Raw genomic sequence first — 23,895 nt, 5'->3', positions numbered from 1 at the left:
GCTAATAGCCATATGAAGGTCAGTGTTAGGAGTTGTTAATTTGGTAATAGTTAAAAACCCTACTGCCAAACTAACGATTTATGAAACTAACTTGCCCTGCCCCGACCAGGTGGCTAGCAGCGCTATGCTGTTTACTCACCTCGTACTATGGCGCTTACTCGCAGCGGCCCATAGCAAACACATCAATTACCAATCATTTACCGGGAGAATCGCTTAACAAGGACCCTATACCCTATACTATAAGTATGGAGGTACGCGGAACCGTTACCGATTCAGCCGGCCCCATGCCCGGGGTGTCGGTGTTTGTAAAAAATCAACCCGGTATTGGAACCACCACCGATTTGAATGGAAAGTACATCCTGACGGTCCCCGACGCAACTACCGTGCTGGTATATTCTATGGTGGGTTTCGATAACCAGGAAATACCGGTGAAAGGTAAAGAAGTGATCAATGTAGCCATGAAACGCGCCACCAATTCATTGAACGATGTAGTGGTAGTGGCGTATGGTAAACAAAAGAAACGGGATATCATTGGTTCCGTTACTACCATCAGTCCGGAAGATTTAAAAGTTCCTTCCAGTAACCTCTCCACCGCACTGGCCGGCCGTATTGCCGGGGTGATCGCTTATCAAACAAACGGGGAACCTGGTCAGGACAATGCATCCTTCTTTATCCGCGGCGTAACCACCTTTGGGTATAAAACATCGCCGCTTATTCTGATCGATGGGGTTGAGTACCCTGATCTTTCCCGGATTCAGCCCGACGACATCGCCAGCTTTTCCATTATGAAAGACGCTACCGCCAGTGCATTATACGGTGCGCGTAGCGCCAACGGTGTTATATTAATAACTACCAAAGAAGGTAAACAGGGAAAAGCAAAGGTATTCATGCGGTTCGAGAATTCAATTTCTCAACCCACCCAAACCGTAAAGCTGGCTGATCCCATCACGTATTTAAATCTGCACCAGGAATCGGTGCTGACACGCAACCCGCTGGGTGCGCTTCCTTACTCTCAAAGCAAGATCGACAATACAAAGCTGGGCACCAATCCCAATATGTTCCCTGCCGTTGACTGGATGAATATGTTGTTTAAAGACAGGGCCTCCAACCGGCGTGGAAATTTTAGTGTAAGCGGTGGCGGCCAGATCGTGAACTACTTCCTGGCTGGTTCTTTTACCCAGGACAACGGTATTCTGAAAGTAGATCAACGGAATAATTTCAATAACAACATCAACCTGAAGACGTATAATTTACGTTCAAACGTGGGGTTGAAAGTTACCCGCACCACCGATGTGATGGTGCGCCTGTACGGCACCTTCGATGATTACAACGGACCGATCGATGGTGGTTCTGGCTTATATAAGAAAGTGATGCGCACCAGTCCCGTGTTATACCCCGCTTATTATCCGGTTGATGAGGAACACCAGTTTGTAAACCACATCATGTTTGGCAATTACGACAGGGGAAATTATTTGAACCCTTATGCCGACATGGTGTCGGGTTACAAAGACTATAACAAAAGCCTGATGTCTGCCCAGTTTGAAGTAAAGCAGGACCTGTCTATGATTACCCAGGGCCTGGCGGTACGGGCATTCACCAATATAAACCGCTCCTCTTATTTTGATGTATCACGTAATTATAATCCTTTTTACTACAGTGCAGCAGGTTATGATAAATACACCAACAAGTACCTGTTAAACGTGATCAATCCCGACCAGGTAGTGACAGGAGTCGTGCCTCAGGGCGGAACCGATTATTTAGGCGCTCCGGTGGGCGCCGACAAAACCGTCACGTCTAATTTTTATTTTGAAGGCGCTGCCAACTACACCCGCACCTTCGATAAACACGGCCTTAGCGGCCTGGTGGTGGTTACCGCCCGCAGCAAACAGGAAGGCGATACAAAAACTTTACAGAAGTCATTGCCATATCGTAATATGGGCGTTTCGGGCCGGGCTACCTATAATTTTGACAGCCGCTTTTATGGCGAGTTCAATTTTGGTTATAATGGATCAGAACGATTTTATAAGACCGAACGTTTCGGGTTCTTCCCATCGGTAGGAATGGCCTGGTACGTGTCGAACGAAAAATTCTTCGAGCCGCTTAAATCAGCCGTCAATAAATTAAAGCTCCGGGCAACATATGGGTTAGTAGGTAATGATGAAATCGGCAGCCCTGATGACCGGTTCTATTACCTGTCTGACGTAAACCTGAACAACACCGCGAATAATCCAACGTTTGGGACCGATGGCCGTTACTCCCGCAATACCATTCTGATAAACAGGTACGAGAACAGGGATATTACCTGGGAAACGGCCAGGAAAGCCAACTACGCCATGGAGTTGAGTTTGTTTGGCAAGTGGGATATCATTGCTGAGTATTATACCGAGAAGCGCTATAACATTCTCATGCCCCGCACTTACATCCCTTATACCCTCGGCCTGCAGGTAAACCTGGATGATAATCCACCTAAGGCCAACGTTGGGGAAGCTTCCGGACAAGGGGTTGATATCTCTGTAGAATACCTGCAGAATTTTGGCAAGAACCTCACCATTCAGGCCCGGGGTAACTTTACCTATGCGCACAGCCGGCTCGATAAAAACGAATCGTTGCAATATGGCGATGACCTCAAATACCTGAACAAAACAGGTTATCCCATTTCACAAACCTGGGGATTGATTGCCGAGCGGTTGTTTGTAGATGATGAAGAAGTAAACAATTCTCCTACGCAAACATTTGGGGACAAACCCAAAGGCGGTGATATTAAATACCGCGATGTGAACCAGGATGGGGTAATAGACAAGCTGGATATGGTACCGATCGGGTTCCCCACTACACCTGAGATCACGTATGGCTTTGGGGTTTCTGCCAAATACAAAAGCTTCGATATCTCCACTTTCTTCCAGGGAACGGCCCGCCGCTCCTTCTGGATAGATGTAAAAGCAACTGCACCGTTTACATCATACCGGTATAGTTCATCTGAATTGCCGGGATACATTTTGCAAAACCAGTTATTGAAAGCCTATGCCGATGACCACTGGAGTGAAGAGAACCGGAATTTATATGCGTTGTGGCCACGCCTGAGTTCGACATTGAATGCCAATAACAGTCAAACCAGTACCTGGTTTATGCGGAGCGGTGCCTTTTTGCGGTTGAAACAGGTGGAGCTGGGCTATACCGTTCCCAAAAGAGTTACCAGCAAAATTCATCTCGACAATGTGCGGGTTTATGCCAACGGCACCAACCTGCTCAACTTCAGCCAGTTTAAGATCTGGGATATAGAGCTGGCAGGTAACGGGCTGAACTATCCTATACAAAAGGTGATCAACGCGGGCATTCAGGTAACACTTTAAATTTTGCACTAATGAAACATGTAATAATAACAACCACTATACTGCTGCTGACGGGCATGTGCGCCTGTAAAAAATACCTGGATGTTGTGCCAGACCAGGTGGGCACCATCGACAACGCCTTTACCCAACGCAGCACAGCTGAAAAATTTCTGTTCACCTGTTACTCCTATCTGCCAAAGCATGGCGATATGGATGATAACCCGGCCTTTAATGCCGGTGATGAGGTTTGGTATATGGACCCCATCCGCGATGTGGACCCTGATTTCTGGGCCATTGCCCGGGGCAACCAGAGTGTAGGCAATCCCATGGGCAGTTTCTGGACAGGAAAAAACCAGGGAATAAAATTGTTTACTGCGTTACGCGATTGCAACATCTTTCTTTCAGGCATCGATAAAGTACGGGATATGGAAGCCGTTGAAAGGGAAAGATGGAAAGCGGAAGTGACGTTCCTGAAAGCGTACTATCATTTTTACCTGGTGCGTATGTATGGCCCCATTCCAATAATAAGGGAAAATTTACCGGTAGGCAGTGCGCCCGAAGAAGTACAGGTGCCCCGCGAACATGTTGATAGTTGTTTCAGCTATATTGTTCAGTTGCTCAATGAAGCCGCAGCCAATGATGCGCTGCCCGCAAGAGTAGTAGGAACAGAACAAACGGAACTGGGAAGAATTACGAAATCCATAGTGCTGGCGCTGAAAGCAAAAGTACTGGTAACTGCCGCCAGTCCATTGTTTAATGGCAACAGCGATTTCGTTGGCCTTCATACCCAGGGAAAAAATGCCGGCGAGCCGCTGATAAATCCGGTAGCTGATCCCAAAAAATGGGAAGCCGCAGTAGCAGCCTGTAAGGAGGCGATCGATTTCTGCCATGGAAATGCATATAGCTTACAACGGTTCAACGCAGCCTTATATCCTGGCTGGGTAGTGAACGATACCATTAAAACGCAGCTGGGTATACGCATGGCTGTTACGGAGAAAGATTTTAATACGGAAGTGATCTGGGCCAATACCTCCAGCCGGGCTTCCGATCTGCAACGGTGGACGATGCCCATTCTCGGCAGCGGCGCAGTGAGCAGTAGTGGTCCGAAGGGAATTCTGGCCCCGCCCATAAAAATGGCCGAACTGTTTTATACAAAGAACGGTGTTCCCATTACTGAAGATAAAACCTGGGATTATGCCGGCCGTTTTCAATTAAAGACCGCTACGCCCGCCGATACATTTTACATCAAGAAGAACGAACAAACAGTAAAACTGCACTTTGACCGGGAACCCCGTTTTTATGCCGATCTGGCTTTTGACCGGGGTATTTGGTTTGGCAATTGGATAAACAATTACTCAGTCAGCAACATGTTGTTTGTAAAAGCAAGACGGGCTGAGTTTGCCGCCCGCCAGGGGGTGAGTAATTTTTCCGTTACCGGTTACTGGATCAAAAAGCTGATCAATATGAGCACGGTGGCTGCGGCAGATGGAAATGTTACCGGCAGTAATCAAACGCCTTATCCCTGGCCCGAGATCAGGTTAGGCGATTTGTATTTGTTATATGCCGAAGCGTTGAATGAAGTAAACGGGCCTGGCGCCGAAACCTTCAGGTGGATAGATGCGGTAAGGGACAGGGCCGGTTTGCCTGGGGTTGCGTATTCATGGGATAATTTCTCCAATCAACCCACCAGGTACACCACAAAATCAGGCCTGCGCGATATCATTCACCAGGAACGGTTGATTGAACTGGCATTTGAGGGACAACGCTTCTGGGACCTGAGAAGATGGCGGGAAGCGCATGTGACACTGAATGCACCCATTAAAGGATGGAGCACCGAGCAGCAGGACCCTGCCGCTTATTACAAACCCATTGTGCAATGGTCACAAACCTTCAAGCTGCGCGATTATTTCTGGCCGATAGATCAGGATGAAATTTTGCGGAATAAAAAACTGGTACAGAACCCTGGCTGGTAAACCCTTTCCCAAGATCATAAATTAAATACAATGAAACCGAATAAACTAATCATAACAGGCTGGCTTTTGATAATGGTGATTGTCATCAGCAACTGTAAAAAAGAAGACAGAAGTCCGTATGGAACAGATGGCACAGCACCCGATGCCATCAGCAACCCCAAAGTAACCAACCTGGCCGGCGCGGCGCTGATCTCCTATACTTTACCCGATAATGAGAACCTTTTGTACGTAAAAGCTGTGTATGATCTGAAGGGGGTGAAAAAAGAAGTAAAAGCCTCCATGTTCCAAAAGAAATTACTGGTAGAAGGGTTTGGCGATACCGAGGAACGGACGGTGACTTTGTATGCGGTAAGCCGCAGTGAAGTAGTATCGCAACCCGTTGAAGTGAAAGTAAAACCATTGGCGCCACCCATTTTGAATGTGTACAGGTCCCTGAAAACAGATTCTACGTTTGGAGGTATTAATGTAAAGTATGTGAACAATGACTCGGCAAACATTGTGTTTGAAGTGCTGGTTATTGATTCGGTAGGCGACTGGGCGCATGTTGATTTTAATTATACCAGTATGAAACAGGGAAGCTTTAACATCCGGGGATTTCCACCGGTTGAACGTACCTGGGGCATTTATGTTCGTGACCGCTGGGATAACCACAGCGATACCCTGAAAGTAAAGATCACGCCTATTTACGAAGAGGCGCTGGATAAAACAAAGTTCAACGACGTGCGTACCACATTTGCCAGTTATATTCCACAGCATCAGCCGTTGCCCAACTCAGGAATACCAATGGCCAACGCCGTGGATTATTCCAGTAGCTATCCTATGAAAAATTTATACGATGGCAATATTACCAGCATGTTTCATACCAAGGAGAAATATGATCTGCCCTTATGGATTCCGATTGACCTGGATAAAAGCGGCGCCTCAAAATTTGTGCTGAGCCGGTTTGAGATCTGGCAACGTACCGGCACCTTTATTTTCAATCATGGCAACCCGCATCACTGGCAGATCTGGGGCACCAATAATCCCAAGATCATCAATAGCAATCCCGACAATACTGATCCCAATAATGGCTGGGTAAAACTGGGCGAATGGACAATGACCAAACCTTCGGGGTGGGATGTTGGACAAAACTCAAACGAAGACATCCAGGTAGCTACCGACGGACAGGAGTTTGAATTCCCCAACGGCATGCCACCGGTTCGTTATATAGGATGGAAAAATATTGATAGCTGGGGTTCCATCGATGGGTATACAGGATTTTTTCACCTGTTTGAGTTGTCGTTATGGGGACAGAAAAAGTAATTCAGTTCATTCAACAAAAAATAATTATGCGTGTAAGGAAATATAGCATCTATATAGCCATGCTGGTTGTTTACAGCGCCGGGCTGTTTGCATGCAGTAAGATGAATGCTACCTATGAAGATTTTATTAAAGATGGCGAGGTCGTGTACATTGCAAAGGTAGATTCTGTAACAGCTTATCCCGGTAACAACCGGATGGCTTTGTCAATGCTGCTGACCTCAGACCCGCGCATCAGCAAAGTGAAAGTATACTGGAGCGCCGGTGGTCAAACCGATTCAACGGAAAAAGCGGTGCAGCGAACCGACAATGTGGATACCGTACGTTTTTCATTTAATAAACTGGCAGAAGGTACGTACACCTTCAATATTTATTCCTACGATAAAGCGGGGCACAGGTCAGTGAAAAACGATGTAATCGGAACGGTGTATGGCGACAGGTATATTTCCCAACTGGTAAACCGGGCAATAAAAAGCAGCGCTTACAGCGATGCGGCGCAAACGGCTACTATTAAATGGTATGGCGTAGGCGCAGATGTAATTGGCCAGGAAATATTATATACCGACAACTTTGGTGCGCAACAAAAGTTTTATTCAAAGAACGAAGGGCCGGCCGACAGTACCGTGTTGCCGGTTTATAAAAAAGGAAGTTCACTTCAGTTCAGGACCCTGTACAAACCAGCACCTAATGCTATTGATACATTTTATTCCAATTATGAGTACCGGCAGGTACCATGATAAAGTTACGCAGCAATAGTATGTTTCTTTACAGTTAGTTAGAGTAAGGAGGCGGCCGTCGTGCCGCCTCCGCTTATTTAAGCACTCAATTATTTACGCAATCGTTCCCGGGAATTTTTCTGCCAAAATAGTTGAATGAATAGTGAGTTGGATATAGAACGGCTGTTACAATAATCTGTTAGTTGCATGAGGAAGAAATCATATGAAAAAAGCAGTAATTGGTATAGCGTTTCTGATTAGTATGATATGGGTGCAGGCTGCACCACCGGTTATAATTGACATTACCCGGTATGGGGCGGTGGCCGATGGCAAAACAATTAATACCGCTGCAATTCAAAAAGCAATAGATGAATGCCATCAAAAGGGGGGTGGTAAAGTGGTGTTTCCGGCAGGTAGCTGGCTTTCTGGCACCATTGTATTAAAAGACCAGGTTACCCTGCAGTTTGATAAGGACGCACGCTTACTGGGCAGTACAGATATAAACGATTATCAAAACATAGATCCATTCACCGATGGGCTGGGCGTTGATGTAGGCTGGGCATTGCTGGTTGCGGTTGACGCAAAAAACATTGGCATTGAAGGCGATGGCGCCATCGACGGCCAGGGAGCCAAATTAAAAGAACAACAGATAACTACGGATACCCGGCCGGAATCGCAACGCTGGGGCCGGCGCCCGTTTTTAGTACGTATCGTTCGGTGTGAAAACGTAACCGTAAAAGGCATCACACTCAATTATGCTGCCGCCTGGACCTCGCATTATTTCCAAAGCAAAAAAATAACTATTGAAAATGTAAAAATTGTAAGCCATGGCGTGGCGCACAATGACGGCATTGATATAGATGGTTGCCAGGATGTACGCATTAAAAACTGTGATATTGTTAGTGGGGATGATGCGCTGTGTTTTAAAACCACGGCAAGCACCATGGCGTGCAGTAATATAGTGGTGAGCGGCATGCGATTAAAAAGCAACCAGGGCGCTATAAAAATGGGCACCGAGTCAATGGCCCCGTTTGAAAATATCACCATCACCGGTTGCTATATCTACGACACCAATAACGGCGGGATAAAACTATTAACCGTAGATGGCGCTCATTTGCGCAATGTAAATATCTCAGACATCACCATGGTAAATGTAAAAACGCCCATGTTGTTGCGCCTGGGATCGCGGTTAAGCGTATTCAGAAAAGGGAAAGATAGCCAGCAACCCACCGGAACACTGGAAAACATTGTCATTAAAAATGTAAAAGCCAGCGCTGCTGCAAATTCCCAGTTAACACCGCCCACAGGCATTCTTATCACTGGTGTACCCGGCCATTACATCACCAATGTTACGCTGGAGAATATCGAGATCAGCCTGGCAGGCGGCGGTACTGCAGAGAATGCGCAACAGCAGGTGCCTGAAGCCATTGATAAATATCCCGAGGTAAAAACGTTTGGTCCGTTGGTGCCGGCATATGGCATCTGGGCCCGGCATGTAAAAGGATTAAAGCTGGTGAATATTACCCTGAACCTGGCTAACAAGGATGAGCGGCCGGCTTTAATTTGTGAAGATGGACAGGATATTGAACTCAATGGCCGCAAAATTTCCGAAACAACAAAAGCGCCAACTACCATTCACCTTGAAAATATTACGAACACCCTAACCCGATAAGGTAATAACTATTCTATTAATCAAAACGATTGCTATGCTACACTTGCGACACCAAAAAAGGTACGGCAATACCTTTTTTAAAAACAGTGCATTCATTGCTGTATGCCTGTTATGCTTTTACATCTTTCTGCCTGTCATGCTGCAGGCACAGGAAAAATCAGTAACCGTAAAAGGAACCGTGAGGAATGAAACCGGCGAACCGCTCTCCGGCGTTTCGGTAGTAGTGAAAGGAACTACTATTGGTTCCTCCACAAAAGCAGATGGCGTTTTTCAGATTACTGCCCCGGTGAACAGCACACTTTCCATTACCATGGTGGGTTATGTAAACAAAGAAATAAAAATAGGCACCACCGATCAGCTGGCCCTGAGTGTTTCCTTAAGCTCAGATAAACTGGAAATGGATAAGGTGATCGTGGTGGGGTATGGTACCCGGCGTAAATCGGATGTTACCGGTTCAATTGTTTCTATCAGCGAACAATCAATAAAAGACATTCCATCTTCCAACCTGGCCACTGCTATTCAGGGACAAGGCGCGGGGATAGATATTCAGCGGAGCGGCGCCAACAGCAAACCAGGCGCTACACCAAACATTTTAATCAGGGGCTCCAGGTCGTTAGGCGCCAGCAACGACCCCTTGATCGTCGTGGATGGTATCCCGTTCAACGGTAGTATCAACGACCTGAACCAGGATGATGTGGCTTCGGTTGAAATTTTAAAAGATGGTTCCTCTACCGCCATTTATGGTTCAAGGGGCGCCAATGGGGTAATTCTGATCACTACCAAACGCGGCAAAACCGCCAAAGCCGTATTTACTTACAGTGGCTATGCAGGCACCAGCAAATTAACAAAGGAGTTTCCGATAATGAATGCCGCGGAGTTTACTGATCTGAAAAAATGGGCGAACATTATTGGTAATCCGGGTAAATACAGCGGGCTCGATGATCCGCAGTTCCTCACCAATGGCGTGTTTGATCCTGCAGAGGTGGAGGGTTTGAAAACAGGCCGCAATACCGACTGGCAAAGCCTTATTTATAAAACCGGCAGGATCACCGATCACCAGTTAGGGGTTTCCGGTGGGAGCGATCAAACGCAATATGCGATCTCAGGCGGTTACTTTAACCAAACCGGTATTTACTACGGACAAAGTTTTGAGCGGGCAACCGTAAAACTGAGCATCGATCAACAGTTAGGGAAAATATTTAAAGTAGGATTGAACTCCCTGAATACCTACTCGGTACGTAAAGGAGAAAGTGCTAACCCCATGGCCCAGGCGTTACGCGCCAGTCCGTTGGCATCGCCATATGATAGTGCAGGAAATATTTTAAATACATATGTGCCGGGAAGCGCCAATCAGGTTTGGAACCCACTGGCCGACCTGATCCCCGGCGCTGCTGTAGAAAACAGGAAACGCCTGGGAACATTCACTACGCTGTACCTGGAAGCGAATTTATTCAAAGGATTGAAGTACCGGTTGAATGCCGGCGCTGAGATCAGATCGGATGTGTATGGAAATTTTTATTCGGACAAAACAAGTTTCCGGGTTAACCAGGGCGGTTCTGCCTCCTCAAACCGGAATGAAGTATCCAATAACTATACCCTGGAAAACCTGTTGATCTATGATGCTACTATTGCGCAAAAACATAAATTGAATTTTACCGGCCTGTACAGCTTGCAGGAAGTAAGCTCCAAATCGAACCAGTTCGATAATACCAACATCCTGGCCGATTACCTCGCTTATTTCAACCCAACCTACGGATCAAATCTGAAGGGAACAGGTAGTTCATCCAAAGCAGACATCCTTTCCTATATGGGCCGGGTGAACTATAGTTTCAACGATCGTTACTTATTGACATTGACCGTTCGCGCCGATGGCTCCTCCCGTTTGGCCGAAGGAAATAAATGGCATTCCTTCCCCTCGGCAGCATTTGCCTGGAATGTAAGCCGGGAAAATTTTATGCAAAATATACCTGCCATCAGTAACCTGAAATTAAGGGCCAGCTATGGAAGCGTTGGGCAACAGTCGATCAAGGCTTATCAAACGCTGGGACAATTATCCGGACTGGTATATAACTACGGCTCCAACATGGTAACCGGCGCTTACCTTACTTCTACCATTAACGGAACACTTAGCTGGGAATATACAAAAACAGCCAACCTGGGTATCGACTTTGGGGTGCTGGGAAACCGTATTACCGGTTCGGTGGAAGTATATAAAGCATATACCAACAAACTGTTGTTGCCGCAAACATTAACGCCCACCTCGGGCATACCCAATCCTATTGTTACCAACGTAGGTAAAACTGAGAACAAGGGTATTGAAGTGCACATCAGCACTACCAACATTCAGGCCCAAACCCGTAATAATTTCAGCTGGACGAGTGATTTCAACTTCTTTATGAACCGGGGTAAAATAACCCAGCTGGCAGGAGGGACAACAAAAGATGTTGCCAATGGCTGGTTTGTTGGACAGCCGCTGGATGTATACTATGATTACAAACGGCAGGGTATTTGGCAGAACACGGCGGAAGATACTGCGGCGGCAAAAGCGCTGGGCTTGTCGGTGTCTGGTACCTCATCTGTTATTGGAACCATTCGCGTGGCAGATGTGAGTGGTCCCGATGGAAAACCCGATTCAAAGATCGATGCTACTTACGACCGCATTATTGTAGGAACAAGTCAGCCTAAGTGGGAAGGTGGTACTACCCAGCGTTTTGGTTACCGCGGTTTTGATTTAACTGTGGTAGCATTTGCACGGTGGGGTTATACCATGAACAGCAGTTTGTATGGCGGTGGATTTGTAAACACCTACCAGGGAACTTATAACAATATAAAAACACATTACTGGACACCCGATAACCACGAACCGTGGAACCCCAAGCCAAATTCCGCAGCTACCAATCCCTTGAATCGTTCGGTGATGAGTTATTTCGACGGCTCATTTCTAAAGATCAGAAGCATCAGTCTTGGTTATAACCTGGACCAGTCATTGGTAAAACGCATAGGCGCAAAGAATTTCCGGGTATATGCAACCGCTGCAGATCCGTTCATTCTGTTTTCGCCATACCGCCGGGCAGGAGGTATAGATCCTGAGGGCTCAGGAACAGTGGGTGTAGATACCCCGCCTACCTGGTCGCTGATTTTTGGTATTAATATGTCGTTTTAATTTTCACTACCCAAAACAAGATGTATGAAAAAGATATTTCTTTTCTGCAGTGGGCTCCTGATCGCCATGAGCGGCTGCAATAAAAAATTAAATGAAGAACCAAATTCGATATTGGTGCCGGCATTCTTTCAAACCAGCCAGGGTTTACAGGCCGGCCTGGATGCCGCTTATGCAGGCATGCGCAACTTCTGGGGCGCGCAGGAATTGTTTACCGCCACTGTAATAGGCACCGATGAATTTCAGCGTGGGGTGGATGGCAACAGCGATATAAACCTGTACAGCTACACATCAACGCATGGCACCATTACCACCCTGTGGAAAGCGGCCTATGTTTTCATCAATACCTGTAACGGGGTTATTGACTATGCCGATAAGGTAGATATGCCGGCAGCCACAAAAAACAACATCGTGGCAGAAGCCAAATTCCTGCGGGCCAATTATTATTTTATACTCGTGCAGTTTTGGGCTGATGTTACGTTGACCTTGCATTTTCAATCAGTAGCAACTACATCGGCCAGCCGCGATCCTATGGCAAGTGTGTATGATGCCATTATCCAGGACCTGAAAGATGCTGCCGCTGTATTGCCTGCCAGCCCCAAAAGCAATGGGGTTTTATCAGGTAAAGCTACAGCCGCAGCCGCGAAACATGTGCTGGCGAAGGTATACCTTACCCGTGCGGGGTCCGCTGCAAAAAAGGCCGATGATTATCAGAATGCCTATAACACCGCAGTTGATATTATCAATAACAAGGCAACGTTGGGATTGAATTTATTACCCGATTTTAATAAAGTGTTTGCCGAAGGAAATGAAGACAATGAAGAGGTATTATGGACTGTACAACACACAGCGAACCTGGCATATAATGGCCCTAATAACAGTGGTATAAGCTCGAGCAGCGGCATCAGTACATACAGCGCCGACAATGTGTTGAACCATATGTGGGTGGGGCAGTATGAAAAAAGACCAGGCATGATCCGCAGTACGCCGTATGGCCGTCCGTATATCCGTTGTATTCCTACCCGTTGGTTAACCGATACGGCATTTAAAGAAAGAGTGAATGATACCCGTTACAGCAAAACCTTTCAAACCGTATGGTATGCCAACAATCCCGATCCCAAAGGGTATCCGGTTTGGCCAAATCCCTTACCCGCCGGCGCGCCGGCAGGAGCGGTATCGGGACAACCAAAATTTAAATTGGGTGATACGGCTATTTATATGCCGGGCGTAGATGCCAGTGATGCAAAGATCGCCGCTACGCCTTACCTGTTGGTTCCTCCCCGTAAGTATGACAATACGCTTTCCGCTACCATGATGAAATATTTCGATACAAAGAGAGCCGATCTGAATTCACCATCCGTACGGCCGGTGATCGCATTCCGGCTGGCTGAAACTTACCTGGTGGCAGCTGAAGCCGCCTATATGCTGGGCAATATGCCGGATGCTGTAAAGTACATCAATGCCGTACGGGAAAGAGCGGCGTATCCAACCGGCAATGCAACGGCCATGGATATAACTGCGTCTGACTTATCGCAGGACTTTATATTGGATGAGCGCACCCGCGAGCTGTGTGGTGAAAATGTACGCTGGTGGGACCTGGTGCGTACCGGTAAATTATTACAACGGGTACGCATGCATAATAAAGAAGCAGCAGCCAACATCATTGAGAAACATGTGTTGCGTCCCATACCCCAGGCGCAAATAGATGCTACCACAACAGGCGATCCGTATAATAATAGTTTGTATTTTCCCTTATGGAATTAGATCTTATATGAAGAAGCTGTTTGTTATATTGGGCATACTGCTTGTCTGTGACACCTACGCACAGCAAATGAAGCCTTTATTCAATGGAAAGGACCTTACCGGCTGGTATTCGTTTTTGAAAAGCGAAGGGAAAAATAATGACTCTGCAGGTGTATTTTCTGTTAAAGACGGCTTGCTGCATGTCACGGGGAAGGAGTTCGGGTATATTGTCACCAATAAAAAGTTCAACGATTTTCATTTAGTGGCTGAGTTTAAGTGGGGTGAAAGAAAATACCCGCCCAGGGAAAACCGGGTGCGTGATAATGGAATTTTATATTGCGTGGCGGATAGTGACAGGGTATGGCCCAGGGCTATTGAATGCCAGATCCAGGAAGGAGATTGCGGCGATTTCTGGTTAATTGATAGTGTTACATTAATAATAGAAGGCACCCAAACCCAGGCTACCAAAAATACCCGGGTTGCCAAGAAAAAAGATAATGAAAAACCTACTGGTGAATGGAACCGGCTGGAGATCATTTTTAAAAATGGGAAATGCACGCACATTATGAACGGTGTGGTGGTAAATGAAGGCACTGACGCCAGCTTGCACACTGGAAGGATCCTGGTACAATCAGAAGGAGCCGAGATCTATTATCGTAAAATTGAAATAGAGGAATTGTAATATTAAAAACACCCGTGTACATGAAACAAACGATTCAATGCCTGGCATTGGCGCTGGGAATTGCACAATTGCAGCCAGTAATCTGTGAAGCACAATCAAAAAAGGCGATGGCTGATTTTTCAAAATGGCCTGCAGGAACTTCGCCACAGGAAGTTGGTAAAAAAGTAGCGGAGCATTTTGTAGTTACTCCGCATACTAATTTTGGCCGCACCACACCACCCAAAACAATTACTTATCCCGAAACCTGTACCTGGTATGGCGCACTCACCTTTGCCAAACAATCGGGTGATAAAGAACTGGTGCAAAAACTGGTGCAACGGTTTGATCCGATGTTTGGGGCACAGGATACCCTGATCCCTAAACCAGTGCATGTAGATGCCACTGTATTCGGCGCAGTACCGTTTGAATTGTATATGCAAACAAAAGACAACCGCTATCTTGAAATTGGAAAGCGTTTTGCCGATAAACAATGGGAAAACCCGGAAGGGCCGCATGTAAAACCTGAATCGCAGGACTTTTTAAACAGAGGCTACTCCTGGCAAACCCGCATGTGGATCGATGATATGTTTATGATCACTGCGGTACAATCACAGGCTTACCGCGCTACCAATGATAAAAAATACATTGAAAGGGCGGCGAAGGAAATGGTACTGTATCTGGATTCATTGCAAAAGCCCAACGGCCTGTTTTACCATGCACCCGATGTGCCTTATTTCTGGGGCCGCGGCGATGGTTGGATGGCAGCCGGAATGGCCGAGGTGCTGCGTTCATTACCCAAAGACAGCCAATACCGCGAACGGATAATGAAGGGCTACAAAAGCATGATGGCCTCCCTGTTGAAATACCAGGCAGAAAGCGGCATGTGGCGGCAGTTGATCGATGATCCTGAAGCATGGCCCGAAACTTCCTGCACCGGTATGTTCACCTTTGCCATGATCACCGGTGTCAAGAATGGCTGGCTCGATGCCGCTACCTACGGACCTACCGCCCGCAAAGGCTGGCTGGCGCTGATCACTTACATCGATAGTAATAACGATGTACGCGAAGTGTGTGAAGGCACCAATAAAAAGAACGATCGTCAATACTATATCGACCGCAAACGTAATATCGGCGACCTGCACGGTCAGGCCCCGGTGTTATGGTGTGCTACAGCATTGTTACGATAATATACTTTACCTGTCAGGCAAAAGCCTGACAGGTTTTAAATTCCTGCCACGTGAACCTCATTAAACTTTCTATCCTCATTGTAATAGTATGCTCCTGCCTTATTACCACTGCGCAGGAACGGGCTGCCTGGATGAAAAAGGCCCGCTGGGGCATTATGGTGCATTACCTGGCCGACTGGCGTTCACGAACAGACAGTATCACTACAACCCCTGCTGTATGGAATGAGATGATCAATCAATTTGATGTGGAAGGATTGGCGAAGCAGGTCAAAGAGACTGGCGCCGGGTATTTGATCTTTACCATTGGGCAAAACTCGGGATTCTATTGTACACCCAATAAAACTTATGAACGCCTCACTGACAACAGGGGTAAATGTTCCCAACGCGATTTAATAACCGATCTGTCAGCCGCTTTAAAAAAGCAAGGTATAAAGCTTATTGTATACCTGCCATCAGGTGCGCCGGTAGGGGATTCTGCAGCAAGAAAAGCCTTAAAGTTTGAAAATGGCCCGCATCAGAACTTTGAATTTCAGCATAACTGGGAAGCCATTATCAGGGAATGGTCGCAACGTTGGGGAAATAAAGTTGATGGCTGGTGGTTCGATGGTTGTTACTGGCCCAATATCATGTATAGAAATGAGCAGGCGCCCAATTTTGCCAGCTTTGCAGCGGCTGCCCGTGCCGGCAATTCAGAAAGCATTGTAGCATTTAATCCGGGTGTAGTATACCGAACGCTTTCTCTTACACCCTATGAAGATTATACTGCGGGTGAAGTAGATAAACCGGAATATATTTCCATAAAACGTTCTTATGAGGGTAAGGTTGATGGAAAACAAATTCATGTATTAAGCTTTCTGGGAAGAACATGGGGGATGGGCGATCCACGCTTTACGAGCGACCAGGTTATTGGTTTCAGCAACCAGGTAATACAGGCTGAAGGCGCTATCACCTGGGATACCCCTGTGCAGCGCAATGGCATGATTGATCCCGCCATTCTACAATTATTGAAGGCGTTAGGAACGCGTGCAGGCAACAAATAAGATGTTATGAAAAGAACAATATTTATTGGACTTATCCTTTTACTTGCAATTTCTGAAGTAAGCGCATTGCCTGCTGATACGGTGTTAATCACAAGTCCAGATCGGCAAATACAGTGCAAGCTCTTTCAACAAAATAATCAATTGCATTTTGCGGTTATCTATAAAAATATTCCGATCGTAGAAAACTCTGAAATGGTGATGTTGCTGAACGATATGGTTCTACAGGGGAAAATGAAAACGTCCGCCGGTCTCCGCTATCAGCTCAACGAGCATTATCCCTTGCTGGGCGCGCATGCCACTGCAATAAATCATTGTTCGGGAATAAAGGTGTTGTTACAGGATCAAAAAATGGTGGATACATTGGAGGTGCGGGTATTTAATGATGGAGTGGCCTTGAGAACAATATTACCGGCGGGGACCAATACCGTTCGCATTCCGGATGAAGCAACCGTATTCAATATTCCAGCCGGAAGCATGTTGTGGTACCATGACCTGACCATGCATTACGAAGGGGTGCATGTAAAAAAAGAGATCAGCCAGGTGCAGGCAGGGGAGTGGGTGGCGCCGCCGGCTACTTATAAATTACCACAAGGAGTATATGCCTCCATTACTGAAGCCAACCTGGTGAATTATGCGGGGATGGCTTTACAGGCAAATGGAAACAATGGATTGCAAATACGGTTGCCACAACACCAACGGGCCTCCTATCCTTATCGCCTGCGCTATTCCCCAGAAGACACTTTACGGTTACAACAACCTGCAGCCATTGCCGGCACCATCATTACACCCTGGCGGGTAGTGATCATAGGAGGCGACCTGAATACATTGGTGAACAGCGATATCGTACAAAATCTTTGTCCGCCGCCAGATAAAGCGTTGTTTCCCGAAGGAATAAATACCAGTTGGATACGACCAGGTAGGGCCGTATGGAAATACCTGGATGGCGAAGGTAATAACACATTTGACGTACTGAAGAAGTTTACCGATGACGCGACCGAGCTGGGTTTTGAACACAATATACTCGAAGGTTTTTGGGCGCGTTGGGGCGGCGATACCTTACGGCAGTTGATAGATTATTCCCGCCAGAAAAAAGTAGGCATCTGGTTATGGAAACATTCCAAAACCTTGCGTAATGCAAGTGACCGGCAGGCCTTCTTTAAAAAATGCCATGACCTGGGCGTTACAGGTTTAAAGATCGACTTCTTCGATCATGAAGCGAAGGAAACCATCGATCTGTATACAGCCATATTGCAGGAAGCGGCCGAAAATCATTTACTCCTCGATTTTCACGGCGCCAATAAACCCACAGGCTTAGCACGGACCTGGCCCAACCTATTAACCAGTGAAGCGGTAAAAGGCATGGAAACCAGTAAACTCACCGACAGGGCAACACACGAAACAACAATACCGTTTACCCGGTGTTTGGCCGGACCGGCAGAATATACAGTAATGCTTTTTAGTGAACGAAGACAAAACACCACCTGGGCGCACCAGATAGCAAGTGCCGCGATCCTTAGTGCTCCCTTGCTCACCTATGCAGCCAATCCTGAAAATATAATAAACAATCCGGCTGTAGCTGTTATAAAGGATATTCCAGCTGTTTGTGATGAGACCATTGTATTGCCTGAGTCGGCCATTGGAGAGATGGCTGCCTATGTGCGCCGGAAAGGGAACAAATGGTTTGTAGCGGTTATGAATGGTGCTGCTCCCAGGAAGGTAACGGTTCCCCTGCGTTTTCTTCAACCTGGAAAATACAACGCCACTGTAGTAAAAGATGATGGCGGCAATGCGGCGTCGATCGTAGTGGAACATAAGGTCTATACAAAGAAAGATGTTATTGAGCTGGAACTGGTAGCCGGTGGCGGCTACCTGGCTGAATTTACACTTTAATTAATAAGAAGTAAAATAATGAGTATTGATTTCCTGAGAAAAAGCTGCTGTTTGATGGTAACATTGAACGGCATTTTATTTTCCCTTGTCGCCCAGCAATCACCTTTACCGGTACAGCAGGACCGCTGGAAGATCCTGCCGGATGGCAGTATTGAATGGCCTATCGATAACCGACTGCCCCATACCGATCATGTAGAGATGAGTGGCGAAAAAGTATCGATGTGGGTGCAATATGGCGTCAACAGTGAAGGACAGCCTTCCCTAAACCGCACCATGGTTTTCCCTACTTTTCGATTGTTACCGGTTCGCACCATTGCCAGTATGACCTATAATATTACCGATGATGAGTTGCCCCGGTTCCTGATAAATGATAAGTTGTTTAAAGCCGGTGTGTATAATGCCGCTGTGGCAACCGATATGCCGGAGAAAGTAACCAGCATCAGGCAAAAAGGTATTTTACAAATAAACAGCGAACTAGGAAAAGACAAAGCCATTACGCTGCAACGCACACTGTTTCCTGCTGTAGATAAACCGGTAGCGCTGGAGAAATGGGTGTTCACCAATACTGGTAAGCAACCGGTAAAAATTGAAATGGAGTATCTGTACAGGGAGGTGCGGCCTGCTGCGGAAAGAACTACCCCGGTTCCACATAGTTTTATTGTAACTACCGCCAATGAAGGGTTGAAAACAGTAGCGCCTGGTGATTCTGTGCAATTTGGCATTTTGTATGAGGCAGCAGATAAGAACAATCCATTGCCGGCAATTGATATGAATGCAGCTTATAACGACAGGCTGCAAAGGGTAAACAATATTGAATCGTTACTGCAATTGGAAACACCCGATCCAATTTTAAACACGGCCTTTGCATTTGCCAAGATCCGCGCCACAGAAAGCATTTATAAAACAAAGGGTGGCTATTTACATGGCCCCGGTGGGTTACGGTACTATGCCGCCATTTGGGCGAACGACCAGGCGGAATATGTAAATCCGTTTTTTGCATTCCTGGGTGATGACATTGGGAACAAATCGGCAATGAATGCCTATCGCTGGTTTGCGAAATATATGAACGCAGCGTACGAGCCTATTCCCAGTTCTATAATTGCCGAAGGCGATGCTACCTGGCATGGCGCTAAAGACAGGGGCGATATGGCTATGATTGCTTATGGCGCCGCCCGCTATGCTTTAACATATGGCAATACAGATTCAGCTAAAGTATTATGGCCATTGATTGAATGGTGCCTGGAATATTTAAAAAGAAAAGTTAACGAACAGGGCGTAGTGGCCAGCAACAGCGATGAACTGGAAAACCGTTTTCCGGCGGGTAAAGCCAATTTACATACAAGCGTATTGTATTATGATGCGTTGCGCTCTGCTGCCCTGTTAGGGCGGCAATTGAATGTTTCAAAAGAACAAACCAATCGCTATGAGCAGGAATCGCAGACGATGCGCAAAAATATAGAACAATACTTCGGCGCCACGGTGGAGGGATTTAAAACCTACCGGTATTATGAAGGCAACGATACGTTGCGTGCCTGGATCTGTTCACCCCTCACCGTAGGTTTATTTGAAAGAAAAGAAGGGACCATTGCTGCATTGTTTTCGCCCCGGTTATGGACGGAAGACGGGCTGGCTTCTTTAGCCGGCAATGCAACCTTCTGGGACCGCAGTACCCTGTATGCCCTGCGCGGCGTGCTGGCGGCCGGCGAAACAGAGAAAGCGATGGAATTCCTGCGGTATTATTCGCAACGGCGGTTATTAGGTGAGCACGTGCCGTATGCGGTAGAAGCTTACCCTGAAGGTAACCAGCGGCATTTATCGGCCGAGAGCGGTTTATATTGCCGCATTTATACCGAAGGGTTGTTTGGCATGCGTCCTGCCGGTTTCAACAGCTTTGACTGTTCACCCCGTTTACCCAATGGCTGGGACCAGATGGCCCTGCGGAACATTCATTCATTTGGAAATGTATTTGATCTTATTGTGAACAGGGCAGGGGCTGGTAAACTTACGATCACTATAAAAAAAGGACAGCAGGTAACAAAATATACAATCAAAGAAGGTACTACAAAACAAATCCAGCTATAAGCGGCGATATGGTATATTTACTATTTGCGCGCGAATATTAACTTGATTTTGGAACGAAATGTACGAATGTGCAATTGATAATATAACTACCGGGTTGACTTACAATAGCAGCCCGGTTTTTAGTGTTGGATGTACAATAATCAGGCATCATTTTTGGACATTTCAATAGCAACCATTATTTCAATAACCGCTATTGAGAACACATTGTCACTACCTGAAAAGATACTAGTATCTAAAATTATTGCAACCAACGAGTTTACCAGCTTCATCGATGCTGCGAAAAAGTATTGTTCCTTCATTGAATCACACGAAGCAGAAACACCCCGCCATTTTATTCTTCAATCACAAAATCATTTATTGTCCCTGTACAACCTGGGCAACTGCATGATATTAATGGAAGAAAAAAGCGACCAAAAGATCGAGGTAAAGCTCGATGAACTTGAATTTCAACGAAGCCTCCATTTTATAGCCGACAGGTTATGGGATTATCGCTATTACTGGTACGTATTCGATCCCACCGCCAAGAAAAAGGATGCGGGTATTGTATACGGTGACCTGTATGAAGACCTGGGCGCCATTTATAAATACCTGAAACAAACCTTGCTCTTATATGGCATGAAATCATCGGAAGCCAAGCAAAATGCGGTTTGGGATTTTAAATGGAACTTCGACGCACACTGGAGCGGTCACTGCGCCAATGCCATCTGCGCCATTCACTACTTCCTTCAAAAGAGCAGGTAAAAAATCAGTTGTTTTTTTTGAAAAAACAAAGCGACTTTTTGAAAAAGCAAAGCAACTTTTTGAAAAAACAAGATAGATTTTTAAAACAAGGGTATAACTAATTCAATTGAGTGACAAATCGCTTCAAAAAGTTACTGTTCCAATTGAAAAATATACCTGTCCAATTGAAAAAGTTGATCTGATTTTTGAAAAACCTGACCTGATTTTTGAAAAAACTAATCATTTTTTTAAAAAGAAAGTGAATATTTTATCATTGGTAATGACTTCTTTTGAAAATAATATCACGTTTTCTGCAAAAAACAGGTCACTTATCGAAAAAGCACACCTGTTGGTAAAAATTAATGTGCTTATTTAACCGCTATTTGTAGATTTGGCTCACCCGAACACCCGCCAATGTCTAAACCAATAGTGTTGCTTTTACTGGTACTCCTTGCCGGTCAATCTTTTGCACAAAATTATAAAGGAGAGTTCAGCCGGTTGCTAATTAAAAAGGATACAGCCGCTCAATGGCAATTGCTCCAGAACTGGCAGCAGGCAAACCCTACCGATGCAGAATTGTTTGTGGCTTATTTCAATTACTATTTCCGCGCCAGCCGCCAGGAAATGGTTCGTTTATCAGATTCAGGCAGCGGAAATTCATCCCTTAGCATAGCAGACAGTACCGGTGCGCAGGTTGGATACCTCTCCGATGGTTTTGACTACGACAGCGCCATCCTTGAAAAGGCCTTTCAATACATCGATAAAGGAATAAACACCTATATAACGCGGCTCGACATGCGTTTGGGAAAGATCTATGCCCTTGGCCAGGTCGAGAGCTATGAACGCTTTACCAGCGAGATCGTTACCGCTATTGAAATGTCGAACCAGTTAAAAAGCCAGTGGACCTGGGCCGACAATAAAAAAGTAGAAGACCCCGAAAAGTTTTTCCTCAGCACCGTGCAGGACTATGTGGTTCAATTATACAATGCAGGTGACGACCAGCTTAACAGAATGCGCACTATTGCCCAAACGGTTTTAAAGTATTACCCCAGGCATGTGGAAAGCCTTTCCAACCTGGCTATCACCTACGGCCTGCAGGGCGATTACGATAAAGCATTGAAATCATTATTACAGGCAGAGAAGATCATGCCCCGCGATGTGATTGTGCTTAATAACATTGCTACCATGTATGAGCGTAAAGGCGATAAACTCAACGCCATAAAATATTTTGAGCTCACTGCAAAACTGGGCGACAAAGAGATCAGGAATGAGGCCGTAAAGAAGTTGAAGGAGTTGAAAAATTAAGCAATGGCGAAGTATGTAGTATTTGATTTTGACGGCACGCTGGTTGACTCCAAAACTGTTTTTATTTCAGCCTATAATCAACTGGCCGATAAATACCGGTTCAATAAAATTGACGAATATAGCATTCCCCGGTTGATCAAATTATCTATGCGTGACCGGATGCGTGTATTGAACGTTCCCTTTTACAAGCTGCCGGTACTAACTGCTGAGTTCATCAGCCTTTATAAAAAATCGATCCATACCATATTTTTGATAGCAGGCATGGCAGATGTTTTAAAAAACCTGGAAAGCAGTGGTTATAAAACGGCTATTATCTCCTCGAATGCAGTAAGCAGCATCAAACAATTCCTTCAAAACAACCAGATCGATTTTATTCAGGATATTTACAGCTCGAGCCGGGTGTTCGGAAAAGAAAAAGCGATCAGCAGGTTTTTACAGAAGCATCAACTAAAAAGCTCTGAAGTTATATACGTGGGCGACGAGGAACGCGATGTAATAGCCTGTAAAAAAAGCGGTATCAGAATTGTGTGGGTAGCCTGGGGTTTTGAAGTAAAAGAAGTGGTGATAAAAAGTGAACCCCATTTTATAGCAGCAACACCGGCCGAATTATTGGAAATTGTACAAACACAATTAGTTTAGTTATGGGTATCGAGATAGAAAGAAAGTTCCTGGTGGATAAAGAAAAATGGGGTCAGGTAACAAAAGAAAAACAATCGTTGTACCGGCAGGGCTACATCGTATCAGATCCTGAAAAAACCATCCGCGTACGGCTTACCGATAAGGAAGCATTCTTAACCATAAAAGGCCTTTCCGTTGGTATTTCCCGCGCCGAATTTGAATACCCCATTCCTGTTGATGACGCTCAGCAATTGCTCGACGGCTTTTGCGATTCGGTTGTGAGCAAAATAAGATACTTCATTACCCACGACAACAAGCTGTGGGAAGTAGATGAATTTTTAGGCGATAATGAAGGGTTGATGGTGGCGGAAATAGAACTGGAATCTGAAGAGGAGACTTTTTCGCTTCCTGATTGGGTAGGGAAAGAAGTGACTTCAGAAAAGAGGTATTCAAATTCAAATTTGGCGAGGAGGCCGTATAAGAGTTGGGGATAAAGGGTT

At 45.9% G+C, this 23,895-nt stretch carries 17 protein-coding genes; all 17 read left to right on the top strand.

Going from position 1 to position 23,895, the window contains the following annotated elements:
- Positions 1-80 precede the first annotated feature (80 nt).
- The 17 genes from NIAKO_RS26530 (at position 81) to NIAKO_RS26450 (ending at position 23,889) form a co-directional block, all read left to right on the top strand.
- Complete coding sequence (locus NIAKO_RS26530) at positions 81-3,350, top strand: SusC/RagA family TonB-linked outer membrane protein (RefSeq protein ID WP_014221545.1); 3,270 nt, start codon at positions 81-83, stop codon at positions 3,348-3,350.
- Between the two features lie 11 nt (positions 3,351-3,361).
- Complete coding sequence (locus NIAKO_RS26525) at positions 3,362-5,302, top strand: RagB/SusD family nutrient uptake outer membrane protein (protein ID WP_014221544.1); 1,941 nt, start codon at positions 3,362-3,364, stop codon at positions 5,300-5,302.
- Positions 5,303-5,332: 30 nt separating this feature from the next.
- Positions 5,333-6,604: a DUF4959 domain-containing protein gene (locus NIAKO_RS26520; protein ID WP_014221543.1), complete on the top strand. Its 1,272-nt coding sequence runs from the start codon at positions 5,333-5,335 to the stop codon at positions 6,602-6,604.
- Between the two features lie 26 nt (positions 6,605-6,630).
- A complete protein-coding gene (locus NIAKO_RS26515) occupies positions 6,631-7,338 on the top strand; it encodes a DUF4998 domain-containing protein (protein WP_014221542.1) in 708 nt (235 codons plus the stop codon).
- Positions 7,339-7,540: 202 nt separating this feature from the next.
- Entirely contained in the window at positions 7,541-8,989 is a 1,449-nt protein-coding gene (locus NIAKO_RS26510; protein ID WP_014221541.1) for a glycoside hydrolase family 28 protein, read from the top strand.
- 34 nt (positions 8,990-9,023) lie between these two features.
- Positions 9,024-12,152 carry a SusC/RagA family TonB-linked outer membrane protein gene (locus NIAKO_RS26505; RefSeq protein WP_014221540.1) on the top strand — a complete coding sequence of 1,043 codons (3,129 nt, stop codon included), beginning with the start codon at positions 9,024-9,026 and terminating at the stop codon, positions 12,150-12,152.
- Positions 12,153-12,176: 24 nt separating this feature from the next.
- Positions 12,177-13,913, top strand: a complete 1,737-nt coding sequence (locus NIAKO_RS26500; protein ID WP_014221539.1) for a RagB/SusD family nutrient uptake outer membrane protein — start codon at positions 12,177-12,179, stop codon at positions 13,911-13,913.
- Positions 13,914-13,920: 7 nt separating this feature from the next.
- Complete coding sequence (locus tag NIAKO_RS26495) at positions 13,921-14,574, top strand: 3-keto-disaccharide hydrolase (RefSeq protein WP_014221538.1); 654 nt, start codon at positions 13,921-13,923, stop codon at positions 14,572-14,574.
- A gap of 20 nt (positions 14,575-14,594) precedes the next feature.
- Positions 14,595-15,740, top strand: a complete 1,146-nt coding sequence (locus NIAKO_RS26490; RefSeq protein ID WP_014221537.1) for a glycoside hydrolase family 88/105 protein — start codon at positions 14,595-14,597, stop codon at positions 15,738-15,740.
- Between the two features lie 50 nt (positions 15,741-15,790).
- Positions 15,791-16,780 carry an alpha-L-fucosidase gene (locus tag NIAKO_RS26485; protein ID WP_014221536.1) on the top strand — a complete coding sequence of 330 codons (990 nt, stop codon included), beginning with the start codon at positions 15,791-15,793 and terminating at the stop codon, positions 16,778-16,780.
- A 6-nt stretch (positions 16,781-16,786) separates the two neighbouring features.
- Complete coding sequence (locus NIAKO_RS26480) at positions 16,787-18,670, top strand: glycoside hydrolase family 97 protein (protein WP_014221535.1); 1,884 nt, start codon at positions 16,787-16,789, stop codon at positions 18,668-18,670.
- A gap of 54 nt (positions 18,671-18,724) precedes the next feature.
- Positions 18,725-20,752 (top strand): glucosidase family protein, encoded by a 2,028-nt coding sequence (locus NIAKO_RS26475; protein WP_107685625.1) that lies wholly within the window; start codon positions 18,725-18,727, stop codon positions 20,750-20,752.
- 153 nt (positions 20,753-20,905) lie between these two features.
- Positions 20,906-21,493, top strand: coding sequence for a DUF5063 domain-containing protein (locus NIAKO_RS26470; protein ID WP_165761273.1), 588 nt, complete (start codon positions 20,906-20,908; stop codon positions 21,491-21,493).
- A gap of 106 nt (positions 21,494-21,599) precedes the next feature.
- A complete protein-coding gene (locus NIAKO_RS26465; RefSeq protein ID WP_014221532.1) occupies positions 21,600-21,848 on the top strand; it encodes a hypothetical protein in 249 nt (82 codons plus the stop codon).
- A 38-nt stretch (positions 21,849-21,886) separates the two neighbouring features.
- The gene (locus tag NIAKO_RS26460; protein WP_014221531.1) at positions 21,887-22,777 is read left to right on the top strand and encodes a tetratricopeptide repeat protein; all 891 of its coding nucleotides are present in this window, start codon (positions 21,887-21,889) and stop codon (positions 22,775-22,777) included.
- Between the two features lie 3 nt (positions 22,778-22,780).
- The gene (locus NIAKO_RS26455; RefSeq protein WP_014221530.1) at positions 22,781-23,416 is read left to right on the top strand and encodes an HAD-IA family hydrolase; all 636 of its coding nucleotides are present in this window, start codon (positions 22,781-22,783) and stop codon (positions 23,414-23,416) included.
- A gap of 2 nt (positions 23,417-23,418) precedes the next feature.
- Positions 23,419-23,889: a CYTH domain-containing protein gene (locus NIAKO_RS26450; RefSeq protein WP_014221529.1), complete on the top strand. Its 471-nt coding sequence runs from the start codon at positions 23,419-23,421 to the stop codon at positions 23,887-23,889.
- Positions 23,890-23,895: the final 6 nt, after the last annotated feature.

Origin of the sequence: Niastella koreensis GR20-10 (genome assembly GCF_000246855.1) — a bacterium.
Classification (GTDB): domain Bacteria; phylum Bacteroidota; class Bacteroidia; order Chitinophagales; family Chitinophagaceae; genus Niastella; species Niastella koreensis.
This window is presented reverse-complemented; position numbering and strand designations above follow the sequence as displayed.